Origin of the sequence: Paraburkholderia dilworthii (assembly GCF_000472525.1) — a bacterium.
Lineage (GTDB): Bacteria > Pseudomonadota > Gammaproteobacteria > Burkholderiales > Burkholderiaceae > Paraburkholderia > Paraburkholderia dilworthii.
On record NZ_AWZT01000053.1, the window covers coordinates 1 to 13,294 of the forward strand.

The following is a 13,294-nucleotide window of genomic DNA, read 5'->3' on the forward strand; positions in this document are numbered from 1 at the left end:
TATGTCGGACCAGCCGAATGATTCATCGACCCGGAAGCGGTCCTGCCAGCGCTATTGTAGTCGTTTGAACATGGCGAAAGCATACCACTTGGACGCATCGTCCGGTTTCGTCGCAATAGCGATGCTGCGGTAAAGTGCGGGTTGCCAAAACTGTGAGAGGGGTTCCGTCGCATTAACGCAGGCAGGATAAGCAAAGGCGATATGCGACTTGACCTGACGAACCTTGATGGGCATCTCGCGCTCGGCATTCACCGCGTTAAGCGCGGCCAGATTGGAGCCGCTTTTGTCGATGGTCACCGTCTCGGGCAAACCGTTCTGACCGATTGCCTTTTCGAAGAAGCGCCGCGCAGCAGGCATGTCCCGCCTGGCTCTGAACAGAAAGTCAATGGTATTGCCCGCCTTATCCACCGCGCGGTAAAGATATTTCCACGAGCCCTTGACCTTGATATAGGTTTCATCAACCCGCCAGCTCTTGCCGACCGGACGCTTGTACTTGCGAAATGTCTTTTCAAACAGCGGCACCAGCTTGATGACCCAGCGATGTACCGTCGAGTGATCGACGTCAATGTCGCGCTCAGCCAGCATTTCCTCAAGGTTCCGAAGACTCAGCGAGTAGGCCACGTACCACCGCACGCACAGCAGCATCACCTCAAGGGGATAGTGCAGCCGCTTCAGAACCTTGGCGATGGCCGGAGCAAGCGTAGTTCGTGGTGTCAGTGTCTTCTTCGTCGTGCGAACAAAGCGTTTTCATCAGCCTCGAAGTTTACCTCCCCCGCGTTAATGCGACAGAGCCCTTGCATGCGTCCGTCCCGCAGCGATTTCACGCGACTTGACGTTGCGGCGCGCCGCGGATGCAATCGCGGATCACGCAAACAGGTATGTCGCCCGACGCGGCACCGGACAAATATACGCGAGACGGCTGCTCCAAGATCGGGGACTGAGTTTGACGAGCACGCCGGCGATGCGCTGAAATCGCGGTGACCTGAGCAGTTCCACGGGCTTTGTCAACTTGCCGGTAGCGAGACGAAATGGTGGCAGAGGTCATTATTGCTCAGCAAGCATTCGACGGATTCTGGGTGAGGTCGGTGAATTCGTGCCACGCAGCGAATCGGGCCGCGAGGTGTTTGCGATAGAGCGAAGCACGCAGCAGATGCCGCTTGAGCGCGAAATGCTGCCGTATCGGACCGAAACACGAGAGGAATGCCTGCGTGCGTTTGCAGTCGCGAAATCCCCGCATGCGACGCTCGCGTTCGCGGGTAGGTTGGTGGCTGTTCTCCGCTCGGTTGTTCACGCGCGCCGCGGCTTTAACGAACACGTGTTTGACGTTCGCCAATACGGGAATGTCGGCCTTTGCGGCCGGGTAGCTGCGCAACTGGTCAGTCACGATCTTGCGCGGCACAGGGCATGAGCGAAGTACGCGGTTGAAGAAACGTTTGGCTGCGGCCTTGTCACGCCGCTTCTGTAACAGGATCTCGAGTTCGGCACCATGCTCATCGACGGCCCGCCACAGCAGGTATGGCTCACCGCGCAGCGTCACGAACATCTCATCGAGATGCCAGGTGCTGCCCGGTTTGCGGCGCGCAACCTTGACGCGATGCGCGAAGCCCACGCCGAACTTGTCGCACCATCGGCGGATCGTCTCGTAGCTCACCTTCGCGCAGGCTCCGTTGGAAGCGGAAATACCAACGCACCGTGCAGCTGATGACTGCGGCGGGAAAGCGGTGACCGTGATAGAGCGAGTTCGTCTTTTTCATCGCGACATCTTACGCGACCGCCACGGTAACGTGACAACGCCAGTTGCTAGCTTCTAACGTGCCTCAGCGACAGTGCCCCGCGGGCGATCGGGCGAATCGGCGGAACGGAAGCGACTTCGATAGTCAGCCGGGTTGATTTGCAGTCGCCGCTGGAAGGTGCGGCGCAGCCCATCCGTACCATCGAATCCGCAGCGTCGGGCAACCTCGCGAAGAGGAAGATCTGTGCTCTCCAGATAGCGCCTTGCGGCGTCGATACGCGCGTTGTTCAGGAACAGTGCCGGACTAAGGCCACATTCCTTCGTGAACAGGCGGGTCATGTTGCGTGCACTCATATGAGCGCGCTCGGCGAGCGATGCAAGCGTATGCTCCACGGCAAGATTGTCGAGCATATATTGCTGGATCTCCACCATCTGGGAATCAGGCGCTGCCTGAGATTCGAGTAGCGGGCTGAACTGCGATTGACCGCCTGCTCGTCGCAGATACACGACCAGATATTTGGCGACATCCAGCGCCATTTTTCGGCCAAAATCTTCTTCGATCATCACCAGGGAAAGATCGATTCCCGCCGTCACGCCTGCCGTCGTGTAGATGCTGCCGTCTTTCACGTAGATGTGATCCGGCTCGATCCGGGCGCGCGGAAACGTGGCGGCCAACCGTGGCACATCCATCCAGTGCGTGGTCACCACGCGGTCGTTGAGCAGCCCCGCAGATCCAAGCGCAAACAGGCCATTGCAAATCGCGGACACGCGCCGGGCATGTTTATATTGTTCCTTCAGCCAGTCGCTGAGCGCCGGGTCGTCAAAGGTTTCGAAAATTCCGAGCCCCCCCGGCACCAGCACTGTATCGAAGTGCGGGCACAGGTCGAAGATCGTGCGATCCGGTACGACCGTCAGCCCGCTCGACGACTGCACACTGCCGCGCGTGGTGCCCACGGTGAGCATTTCATATTGGCACTCGCCGTGACTCAATACCTTGACTTCCGCGAACGCATCCTTGGGTCCAGCAACATCCAGCAGCTGGAAGCCCGGGAAGACAATCATGCCGATTTTGATCTGTCTCATCCCTTTCACACGCTCAGGTCGTTAAGGTCATGGAGAGTCGGGGGGCATTGTCAGAACTGGTTTGCGCCCGGGTCACGCCGAGGCGGCTTCGCGATCGTACCCCTTCAATTTATAGAGCAGCGCAGACGCCAGCCAACCGATCACGAACACAGCGACAATGCCATATCCTAGCAAGCCGAAATTGTCGTTGAGACAACCGATGACCTGCCAGAACGGCCCGGTCAGGCTCAACCGGTCACCCAGCAGTCCGAGCACCTCGATGCCGCCGATCATCAACGCAACAACCGTGGAAATCAGCGTAATAGTCAGATTGTAGTAGAGCTTGCGCAGGGGCTTGACGAAGGCCCAGCCATAGGCGCCCAGCATCAGGATGCCGTCGATCGTATCGATCGTTATCATGCCTGCTGCGAACAGGCATGGAAACACCAGGATGGTCCAGATCGAAAAGCCGGCCGAAGCCTGTGCGGCCGACGTGCCGAACAATGCCATTTCGGTGGCTGTCTCGAAGCCGAGCCCAAACAGGATACCCAGCGGCAGCATCAGCCAGCTCGAGCGGACCAGACGAAAGAGCGGCCTGAACAGACGCGCCAGCAGATTGCCTTCGAATTGCGTCAGGCGAAGGTCGCCGTCACGACGCTGACCGCGACGCATGCGTCCAAACGCGCGGAACAGGCCCAACAGCACCACGATATTCATGGCGCCGATCATGATCAGAAAAGTCGCCGATACAACGGTGCCAAGTGCCTCACCTGTCTCTTTGAACGCCTCAAAATGATGTGCCAGCCCTTTGGTCGCAAAAGCAACCGCAACCGCGCCGAATACCACGGTTAGCGAATGGCCGAACGCAAAAAAAAAGCCGACCGTCACGGGGCGTTTTCCGTCGTTCATCAGCTTACGGGTCACGTTATCGATAGCGGCGATATGGTCTGCGTCCATTGCGTGGCGCAAGCCGAAACTGTAGGCGATAAAGGCGGTGCCGATCAGCGCAGGGGAAGCTCGCAATGCGATCCACGCCCATACCCATGCAAGAACGTTGATGAGCGCAAGCGCGACATACATTGCGGCAACCTTCTGACGTGCAGGTGTGCTGATGCGCGTCGTCACGGCGTTAAGCGTTTCCATGTGTTTCTCCTAGGTTGGGACATACTCATCTTCAATGGCTGTTCGAATGCGGAGATCTGGCGGCTGTGCGCGTCGCTGTCGCCAAACGTCTGTCGAGCACGACCTGTGCGAGTTCGTCACGCGACAGGACGCCGCTTGACTCGACCACATCCAGCAGTGCTTCGAGAAAGCGCTCGTAATAGTCCCAGCGCGGTTGACCTTCGCACGGTGCGGATTCCCAGCGCGCAATTGCCGTAATCAGGCATTGGCGAAAGTCGTCCCACTCGAAGTACCCCGCTTTTGAAAGCGACAACGCGAGGCCAAACACATCCCGTTCCCAACGGTTGGAGAAAAACAGTTTGCCGTCCAGCCGTGGTGGAGAGTCGTCAGCGCCGAGCATCGACGCCGCGGCATATTCTTCGAAGCGCGTAAACATGGTTGACCTCACGCGTCAGCGGGCGGCGCGACCAACGCGACACCCATCATCGATTCAGGGGTCACGAGCGCAGCCAGTTCCTGCTCGCTCAGGTGCTCGGTGTTCGCAGGACGCTCCGGCACAACGAACCAGCGGATCTGCGCACTGCTATCCCATACCTTGACCTCGGTTTCCGTTGGTACGTCCACACCAAATTCACGTAGCACCGCTCGCGGTTCGCGCACGCCGCGTGCTCGGAACACCGGGTCCTTGTACCAGTAGGGTGGCAGGCCAAGCACGGGCCATGGATAACATGAGCACAACGTGCAGATGATCAGGTTGTGTACGCCGTCACCGTTTGCGACGGCCGCCATATGTTCACCCTCCGCACCGGCCATGCTGGCTGGCAGGTCAAGTTCGGCGATTGCTTTCGGCGTATCCTCGACGAGGCGCTGCTTGAACGCAGGGTCGATCCACGCACGGGCGACAATCTTTGCCCCGTTGAACGGACCGGCGACGGTTTCGAAATGCTCCAACACCGCATCGACGGAGTCGCTGCCGATTACACCTTTTTCGATCAGCAATGCTTCGAGCGCGCGCACTTTCGCGGCGCTCGATGCCTCGCGGTCGTCTTCATACTGGAACAGTTGAGTCATGACGATTCCTTTTTGCTTTGGCTAGGGTGGGCCTGAAGGTAGGCTTCGTAAAGGTCTGCGTAGATCGTGGTGTTCGGCTCGCTTTTGCCTTCGCCCCAAATGTCGGCAGCGTCGAATGCGACCCGGTAGACCACCATCGGCTCACCGATGCCATCGACACCGGTTGAAACAAAGTACGAGAAAGTACCGGGATAGACCTCCACGACCGTGCCGGTTTTGCAGCGCAGATAACCGGGCAAACGGGTGTGATCGACTGCCTCAGGATCGGCGACCCGCACTGTTTCTCCATTCGAGAAGCGCGCCTGGGCACGCGGTTCGTGATAGCCGGAATCGCCTTTCTCGAGGTACGCATCGATCTGCTCCTTAATCGGAGCACTGGGCTTTTCAGGTAACGGGGCCTGGGGATTCGCGCGATAAAGCGAAGTCCGTTCGGCCAGTTCATCGGCGGTGATGTACCCCTCGTCCACAAAGAACTGCGAGATGCCCATCAACCATTTCTCGTAGTAGCGGTACTTGAAGTACTCGAAGGGCTGCATGTCTTCTGCGCCCGTTCGCAAAGATGCCCATGTCCATGTGCTTTTGAACGCAGTCGGCAATTCCTTGATTGGGTATGCCGGCAACGCATCGCCGAGGTGATTGCTTTCGGCCATCATTGCCGTGTGAATGCCAAAGATGCGACGCTCCCACGGCTCCACGAAGACACGCGTTTCGACATTGACGGGCCCCAGATTCTCGACGCCGCCGAGGTAGTGCTGTAGTTTCACGGTTCACTCCAGAAAGTTAGCGATTATTTGAAGCCAGGCGCGTATGCCTTATCCCAGCTTGTGCTCACGTTTGAATGCAAGCGCGTCGCCCAGCACCTCTGACACGAACCCGAAGGCGGCACCCGTTATGAGCGCTGCGGCGGCGACGAGGGCAGGGTTGCTTAGTCCCAAGGTGGAGATGGGCTTGCCTGTGGCCACTGTCGTTCCGACCGTCGAGGCAAATCCCCATACGATGGCTGGCAGCACATCCAGCAGCTTGATCTTCGACGCCTGTACCATCGCAGCGCTGCCGAGACCGACCAGCACCGCAACCGCCAGTGCGCTACCGCTCGTTGTTGCGATGGCGAGCAGGGTGAGCGAGCTGATCACGGCACCGGCCAGATTCGAGGCCACGCTTTTGACGAAACCCGCGCGCCCCCCGCCTAACACGAAGAACGACGCCCAGGCGATGAACGTGACCCACACGGGCACAGGAAAGACGGTGGCGGTGAGCCATGTATCGGCCACTGCGAGGACACCGATGCTGACGGTGTAGGCTTCTGACTTTTTCATATTCTTACTCCTGATGTGTATAACAGCGGAAAGGAAAAATTCGGCGTCAAGCCATGCAACTGAGCAAGCCCTCGCGCACAGCGAGCATGTCCAGGTCGCGCCCGATCATCACGAACTTGCTGTCGCGCGCTTCGTCGTGTGCCCACGCTTTTCCGAAGCTCGAGTCGAGCAGCATGTGAACACTGTGGAAATGCAGGCGGCGGCGCTCTTCGTGCAGGTTCAGCACGCCCTTCATGCGCAGGAGTTGTTGCCCGTGGGTTTGCACGAGCTGATTGGCCCAGCGATTGAAGCGCGTGGCGTCCAATGGTCCGGGAACGACGAACGAACACGATGCAATGGAGTTGTCGTGCTCATGGTCATGCGCGCCCTCGTCGAGCAAATCGGGCTCGACACCGAGCAATGTATCCAGCGAGAAGTGCTTGATGCCAAATACTGCCTTGACGTCGACCGCGCCATGACGCGCGATGTCGATCGCCGCAGTGGGATTGAGTATGCGAATACATGCGATGAGGCTCGTCACCTCTTCAGCACTGACGAGATCTGTCTTGTTGATGATGATGTGATCCGCGAATACGACCTGCTCACGGGCGATCTCATCGTGGAGCTGCTCATGGAAATGATGAGCGTCCACGACAGCGACCACCGACTCGAGTTCAACGCGTTCCCGCACATCCGGGTCCGCAAGAAATGTTTGCAGCACGGGAGCGGGGTCGGCGAGCCCCGAAGTCTCAACGACCAGCCGCTCTAGAGGCTCGCCGGCGCGTGCCAGTAGTTCGGACACGCTCCTGACCAGGTCTTTGCGGACCGTGCAGCATACGCAGCCGTTATTGATCTCCACCAGCGCGTGTTCATCGGCGACAATCAGATCGCCGTCGATGCCGAGTTCGCCGAATTCATTGACGACAATGCCGACACGCGCCGGTCGCGCATGTTCGAGAAGATGATTGACCAGTGTCGTCTTGCCGGCGCCCAAAAAACCGGTGACAACTGTGGTCGGAATTCGGTTGAGTCGCATCTCCACTCTCCTCATGTTTGTCGGCAGAAATGCCAGAAGATGAGACGGGTAGAGCGACTTCCGGGCCGAGAAAACCCGCCTGTCCCGATGCCCGCTGCATTTGGCTTGATTCGCTGGGCTACGTGGCCAGATTTGTCGAAACCTGGAATACCAGACAGATAGCGCGCTGTGGCGCATTTTGATGAGCCTGAAATGTCCTCCGCTAACGGACCCTGTCTCGGTGCACGTTTCCCGGAAGTTGTGCCGGGAGTGCAACGAGATCACACTCTTGTCATGGCGACCTGACGCAGCGCCTGACCCATTGTCGGCGACCGACGTAGCAAAGTCCCGGCTGGTTTGGTACTGCTTGCCATCGCCCATTTCGGCTGCCAGCACGCTTGCGATCTTCAAGTATCTGCAGCAGCAGATCGGTGAGATCGACCGCGAACTGGCACTGCAGCTCGCGGATGACGACGCTGGGCAAAGACTGATGGGCATTCCCGGTGTCGGGCCAATGACTACGAGTGTGCTTGCCGCGGAAATCGGCGACGTCACAAAGTTCAGATGCGGTCGCGACTTCGCAGCCTCGGTTGGCCTTGTTCCCCGTCAGTACAGCACCGGCGGCAGATCCAACCTACTCGGGATCAGTCGACGTGGCCACAGTCACATCCGAAGTCTACTCGTGCAGTGCGCCCGGGCATACATGCGATTCCTGCACAGGCGAACCGGTCACCTCGCGGAGTGGGCCCGCGCGCTTGCCAGCCGGCGTCACTCGAATGTTGCGGCGTGCGCGGTGGCCAACAAGCTGGCCCGGATCGCATGGGCGATCGTCGCCCGGCACACGAGCTTTAACGCGGGACCCGCGACCTTGCCGGTCTGAACGTTTGGGACAAAATGCATCACGCACCTCTGCTTTTGCGACGACTGACACTGATGACAGGAACGGCACACCGGCCTCGGAAAACCTCGGGAAGTAATGAGGCTCTTGAAGCGGCACGACTTTACGGGGGCTGCAGGCGCGAACTTCATCATGGCGCGGGGCTCGGCCCCACAAACGACGCAGGATAGATTTGAGCAAGCCACCCTGACCTCAAACATCAGGAGTTGCAAATCTGGGGCGGACCATACATTCACTTCGTTTTACGGAAGGAGGAGCAATGTCCGGCATCAACAGTGCGACAGCTCAGTCCTCTCCGTGGCCACGTGGGCCACGATCGCGCAGGAGCGTCTGCTGTTCGTCGTCCGTCGTCCGCGGCTTGACGTCAATATTACAAAGCGTTCCAAACCGGACTGCCGTTCGTCAAAGTGAGCAGCGCCCCGGCATAGAAACGGATGGTGCTGTCGCCCGTCACTACGGAGCCGATCCGTCAAACTTGAGGCTGCAAGACATCAAGGCACGTAGTTGCCGCTCCTGATGGCCGGAAACGTGCACTGGCGCCTCATGCCTTGCGCGCTCGGAGAAATCTGAAGAACTCCACGCCTTCCAGCAGACGCCGTTTCATCATTTCCCACCTCACCAGCATTTCGCGGACGATTTCCCAGATCTTCGATGGCCGGAAATAGAAGTGCTTATAGAACTCCTCCACGCCAAGATAGATCTCCTCGCGCGACAGGTGCGGATAGCCGATAGCCGCAGCCTGGGTCCCCGCGTCATTAACCAGGGTGATGCCCTTGCTGTCATTGAGCCATCCATTCTCGACCGCTTGCTTGGGAAGGACCGTACCCGGATAGGGCGCAGCGAATGACACCTGGAGTGTGTGGGGGTTGATCTCTTTCGCATACTGGATCGTCTTCCTGATCGTTTCGTGCGTCTCGCCGGGAAGCCCAAGAATGAACGTGCCGTGGATCTTGATGCCGAGCTTGCAGAAATCGTCACTGAATCGGCGTGCCATATCGGTACTCAGGCCCTTTTTGACATTCACGAGGATCTGGTCGTCGCCGGATTCATAGCCGACGAGAAGGAGCCGCAAGCCGTTCTCTTTCATCACCTTGAGAGTCGAATAAGAAACATTCGCTTTCGCATTGCACGACCACGTAACTCCTAGCTTGCCAAGCCCGCGGGCGATCTCTTCGGCTCTCGGTCTGAGGTCGGTAAAGGTATCGTCGTCGAACATGATCTCCTTGATTTCGGGCATGTTGTCCCTGATCCATTTCAGTTCTTCGAGGACATTCTCCACCGAACGCGTGCGATAGCGATCGCCCTCCGACGGTGTGCGGCCAGAGACAAAAAGTGCAACTGGATTTGCATCCTCGCCCCGTGTAGAGCGACACATACGGATGCTTGAGGCACCCGCTGAAGTAATTCTTGCTCGTTAGATCGCGCTTATAGACGGGCGCGACGAACGGAAGCTGGTCCATGTCTTCAAGAATCGGTCGGGCGTCGTTGTGCATGATTGCGCCGTCGGGCAGACGATAGCTAAGTCCAAGAATGGACGCGAAGGCAAGCCCCTGCGCAATATCACGACATGTGAAATCGAATTCTTCACGGCACACGAAGTCGAGTGCATCGCTCGCGGTGAGTGAGCCGTGAGGATCAACGGCTACTTTTGCGCCGACCATTCCGATGAGTATCGTGGGCTTACGCCGTTTTCAAATGCTCCGCGAATTGAACGTCGCTCTGGAACGACGGAGAGCTCGTATGAATGATGAGCAGTTCGTATTGCTGCGCAATGTCAAGGGTCGTTTCCAGTGACAGGCCATCCGCAGGGAGCATCCACGAGGCGGCAATCCGCGATCAGCGCAGCGGGCTGGGCGAGCCAATCCGTGCTTGCGCGCCGACGCAACCGGCGTAGACGGCCGCGACAGGGTCGCCGACCACAGGGCGCTCGACTGGTCAAAAAGCACGGACGCGCTCAGCACTCGCCACGACATGGACGACAGATACGTTGCCGTCGCACAAATGAGCAACCCGGCGTGGAGGCCCGCCGCACTCAGTAGCCAAATTACGCAAATCACCGCATATAAGCTGGTCAATTCTCTGACCTACCTGGCAAACGTCGCGCGTGATCTCACCGGCAACTACGCGCTCGGCAAGAATATCGATGCGAGCGCGCCGGGCAACGCCGCCTTTGGTCCAATTGGCAATCGCGCCACGCCGGGAAGTGGCTTTCCGCCATTTGTCCGCCACAGCACGCCCTATCAAGGAGCGTCATCGATGCATGTACTTTCCACCCGTTAGCATGGTTTCTGCGACCATTAATAGGCACTTGCCCATGACATCAATTCGGATATTCTGCATCTGCCGTTGATGTTGATTTCTGGAAGGAGGTAGCTTTGTTCAATGCTAACGCGTTTGTAAGCACTGCACGATTACTTAAAAAGACTCTGGAATGGCCTATTCATAAGCTCATGCCGGTTGCAATCAAGGCTATGTTTCTGCCGCCTCACAACGCCTCGATCTCGAATAAGACATGGAATGACGAGTACGATTCCGGAGCTTGGGATTTTCTTTCCACTACAAAGGAAGTCGGCCGGTACAGCGTGATCGTGGGCTATTGCCTGCACTTCAGACCGGCGGCCCGCATTCTAGACGTTGGGTGCGGCACGGGCATTCTTGCACGCTGGCTTTCGGGTGCCGCAATATCCAGTTATCTCGGTATCGACCTGTCGGAAGCCGCCATCGAGAAGGCGCGCCAGTCGAACATCCAGGGAGCGGAGTTCGCTGTAGCCGATGGCACCGCGTTCAAGACTTCACAGCTGTTCGACGTCATCGTCTTTAACGAAGTACTCTATTACATCAGGACTCCGGAAGACTATCTCAGGGGATTCGCACGTTGTCTTGCGCCCGGTGGAATACTTGTCGTCAGCATGTGGCATCACGCCGATGGCATAAACACATGGAAGCGGTTGAGGGCCGGGTTTGAGCAACTTGATCGTGTCCGTATAGTGCACGTCCCGTCTGGACTGAGATGGGATGTGGCCGTGCTCAGACCGCGATGAATGTGTCAGCCGGTCCAAGCGTAAGTGCATACAGTTCGTCCAGTCAATCAAGCTATCGTGGCTACCGAACGACGTGCCGGCCTACAATGTGCAGGGGTTTTGTCGCGTTAAGGCGGGAGAGGGGCGTATTCGAGCCTGACTAATATGCTTTGGCTGGCCGATGAAGAAGACCCAAACACTGCGAGTGCTAAAGCGCCTTCACTATCCGCTCGATGTGATGTTGCTATGCGTGCGGTGGTACGTCGCCTACTCACTGAGTTTGCGAAATCCCGGAAAATGATGGCCGAGCGCGGTATTGAGGTTGATCATTCCACGGTGCATCGTTGGGGGATCAAGTTGGTGCCACTGTTCGAGAAGACGTTCCGTAAGCGCAAGCAGCCGGTAGGCAAGAGGTGGCGGATGGACGAAACGTATATCAAAGTCAAAGGCCAGTGGAAGTACCTCTCCCGGCGGTGGACAAGGCGGGCCAAACCATCGATTTCCTGTTCAGAGCCACGCGCGACAAGGTGGCAGCGCGGGGCGTCTTTGAAAAGTCGATCGCTCAGAACGGTGACCCGAGACGGTAACCATTGATAAAAGCGGCTCTAATCTGGCTGCGCTGCACGCGGTGAACGCCGAGCGAAAGACGCCCATCACGATTCGTCAAGTCAAGTACCTGAATAACGTGGTCGAGCAGGACCATTGAGCCATCAAACGCATCACCCGACCGATGCTGGGCTTGAAGTGACGACCAGCGCCGTGTATCTGAAACCATGCGGGCGCAGCTGGGTAACGCGCGTCATCAGGCGGGAGTGCTGCAGGGGCGCCTGGAAGCCGTTCAGGTCGAGAATGCCCGGCTGCAGACGGAGGTGATGACGCTGCGTGAAGCGGAAACGCGTGCGCGGGAAGACAGGCAGTCCGCTGTCCCCGCTGCAGTCCGGGAGACATCACGTTCGACCCGTTCGTCCCGGGTCGTGCCGACCGCCAGCCCAGCCAGGCGTCGCAAGAAAGCGGTATAAACGCAAAGGTACGTGCCACCAGGGAAATGGGCTGCATGGCTGATCTCTACGTGCTCACTGGATTGACGCTTCCCCAGGGCGTCGCGCATGAGTCCCTGCCCGGGACAGTGACGTGCTTCGTGTCGGATTGCTAGCCAGGCATGAGCCGCACGCAGATGATGGCCCGCGCGAAACGGCGGGGTGTGGGCCTGTCGTTCCGCGCAACCGCGCCATGTCCGCCCGGCGAAACCGGCGTGTTCGAGCTGCGCTTCAACGCTGGCGCAGGCGAATGCCTGATGCTGGCGCGGTTGCAGCGAATCGGAAAAAGGAGCGTTAAACATCGGCAAACCGGCCGGACCGACGTGTCCCGGCCCCCGCCGCGAGACTCCCGGCAGATCAGCCTGTTATGAGGCGTCGGTACCGGTTGCCGCGCAAGCTGCTGGTCTATATGCTCCCACCCTCCAACATAGACCCGGAGCGAGAAGTGAGGCGCGTGACAGTCAGGAAATCATCGGTGCATGGCCGCGGCGTCTTCGCACTACAGGCGATCCCCGCCGGGCAGCGGATCTTCGAATATCATGGTGAGGTCACTTCGTGGCGGCGGGCCTCTGCCCGGTACCGGCGCTCCGGCGTGCCCGGTCACACCTTCATCTTCGGGCTGGCTGACGGTCGCGTGATTGACGGCAGCGTCGGGGGCAACAGCGCCCGCTGGCTGAACCACTCCTGCCAGCCGAACTGCGAGGCGATCGAGGACGGGCGGGGACGGGTTTTCATCGAGACGATCAGAAACGTGAAGGCGGGCGATGAGCTCTTTATCGCCTATAGACTCACGATCGGTGAGGCGATCACGCCCGAGTTGGCCGCCGACTATGTGTGTCGGTGCGGGGCGAAGAGGTGTACCGGTTCGATGCTGGACCTGACGAGCGGATAACGGCTTGCGCCAGACGCGGGAGACCTCAGCGCTAGCCGTGTGAAATGGGGCACTCCCGGAAGCCTGGCCGTGTAGTTGTTTTGAAACTGATAGGGCCGACGTGAAGATTGTCTCGGCACTGCGGAGGAAATGTAGGGGCAATCCGGAAAG

11 protein-coding genes and 5 pseudogenes are annotated in these 13,294 nt (G+C 58.7%); 6 read left to right on the plus strand and 10 right to left on the minus strand.

What is annotated here, in order from left to right:
- Positions 1–207 precede the first annotated feature (207 nt).
- The 9 genes and pseudogenes from F759_RS38985 to F759_RS0130290 all read right to left on the minus strand — a co-directional run.
- Positions 208–687, minus strand: a pseudogene (locus tag F759_RS38985) (IS6 family transposase); the annotation flags it as partial.
- 364 nt (positions 688–1,051) lie between these two features.
- A pseudogene (locus F759_RS38990) lies at positions 1,052–1,754 on the minus strand (IS6 family transposase).
- A 53-nt stretch (positions 1,755–1,807) separates the two neighbouring features.
- Positions 1,808–2,815 (minus strand): GlxA family transcriptional regulator, encoded by a 1,008-nt coding sequence (locus F759_RS0130260; protein ID WP_051377510.1) that lies wholly within the window; start codon positions 2,813–2,815, stop codon positions 1,808–1,810.
- 72 nt (positions 2,816–2,887) lie between these two features.
- Positions 2,888–3,937, minus strand: a complete 1,050-nt coding sequence (locus tag F759_RS0130265) for a HoxN/HupN/NixA family nickel/cobalt transporter (RefSeq protein ID WP_036025615.1) — start codon at positions 3,935–3,937, stop codon at positions 2,888–2,890.
- A 31-nt stretch (positions 3,938–3,968) separates the two neighbouring features.
- The gene (locus F759_RS0130270) at positions 3,969–4,352 is read right to left on the minus strand and encodes a nitrile hydratase accessory protein (RefSeq protein WP_027803149.1); all 384 of its coding nucleotides are present in this window, start codon (positions 4,350–4,352) and stop codon (positions 3,969–3,971) included.
- Positions 4,353–4,360: 8 nt separating this feature from the next.
- On the minus strand, positions 4,361–4,987 hold the full coding sequence (gene nthA / locus F759_RS0130275) for a nitrile hydratase subunit alpha (RefSeq protein WP_027803150.1): 627 nt from the start codon (positions 4,985–4,987) through the stop codon (positions 4,361–4,363).
- Positions 4,984–5,751 (minus strand): nitrile hydratase subunit beta, encoded by a 768-nt coding sequence (gene nthB, locus F759_RS0130280; protein WP_027803151.1) that lies wholly within the window; start codon positions 5,749–5,751, stop codon positions 4,984–4,986. Before nthB ends, nthA begins: the two co-directional genes overlap by 4 nt.
- Positions 5,752–5,799: 48 nt before the next feature.
- Positions 5,800–6,303 (minus strand): DUF1097 domain-containing protein, encoded by a 504-nt coding sequence (locus tag F759_RS0130285; RefSeq protein WP_027803152.1) that lies wholly within the window; start codon positions 6,301–6,303, stop codon positions 5,800–5,802.
- A gap of 46 nt (positions 6,304–6,349) precedes the next feature.
- Positions 6,350–7,495 carry a CobW family GTP-binding protein gene (locus F759_RS0130290; RefSeq protein ID WP_407668560.1) on the minus strand — a complete coding sequence of 382 codons (1,146 nt, stop codon included), beginning with the start codon at positions 7,493–7,495 and terminating at the stop codon, positions 6,350–6,352.
- Between the two features lie 202 nt (positions 7,496–7,697).
- On the opposite strand from F759_RS0130290, the pseudogene F759_RS38995 reads away from it, so the two are divergent.
- Positions 7,698–8,177 (plus strand): annotated as a pseudogene (locus tag F759_RS38995) (IS110 family RNA-guided transposase); the annotation flags it as partial.
- 559 nt (positions 8,178–8,736) lie between these two features.
- Here the strand turns inward: F759_RS38995 and hpnJ are convergent.
- A pseudogene (gene hpnJ / locus F759_RS39000) lies at positions 8,737–10,056 on the minus strand (hopanoid biosynthesis associated radical SAM protein HpnJ); the annotation flags it as partial.
- Between the two features lie 110 nt (positions 10,057–10,166).
- Here hpnJ and F759_RS0130310 point away from each other — a divergent pair.
- From F759_RS0130310 to F759_RS0130325, 5 genes and pseudogenes are all read left to right on the plus strand, one after another.
- Complete coding sequence (locus F759_RS0130310) at positions 10,167–10,475, plus strand: hypothetical protein (protein WP_027803155.1); 309 nt, start codon at positions 10,167–10,169, stop codon at positions 10,473–10,475.
- Between the two features lie 95 nt (positions 10,476–10,570).
- Positions 10,571–11,236 (plus strand): class I SAM-dependent methyltransferase, encoded by a 666-nt coding sequence (locus F759_RS0130315; protein ID WP_027803156.1) that lies wholly within the window; start codon positions 10,571–10,573, stop codon positions 11,234–11,236.
- A gap of 160 nt (positions 11,237–11,396) precedes the next feature.
- Positions 11,397–11,918, plus strand: a pseudogene (locus F759_RS41485) (IS6 family transposase); the annotation flags it as partial.
- 456 nt (positions 11,919–12,374) lie between these two features.
- Positions 12,375–12,623, plus strand: a complete 249-nt coding sequence (locus F759_RS41490) for a hypothetical protein (protein WP_244438951.1) — start codon at positions 12,375–12,377, stop codon at positions 12,621–12,623.
- Between the two features lie 74 nt (positions 12,624–12,697).
- Positions 12,698–13,144: an SET domain-containing protein gene (locus tag F759_RS0130325; protein ID WP_027803158.1), complete on the plus strand. Its 447-nt coding sequence runs from the start codon at positions 12,698–12,700 to the stop codon at positions 13,142–13,144.
- Positions 13,145–13,294 lie beyond the last annotated feature (150 nt).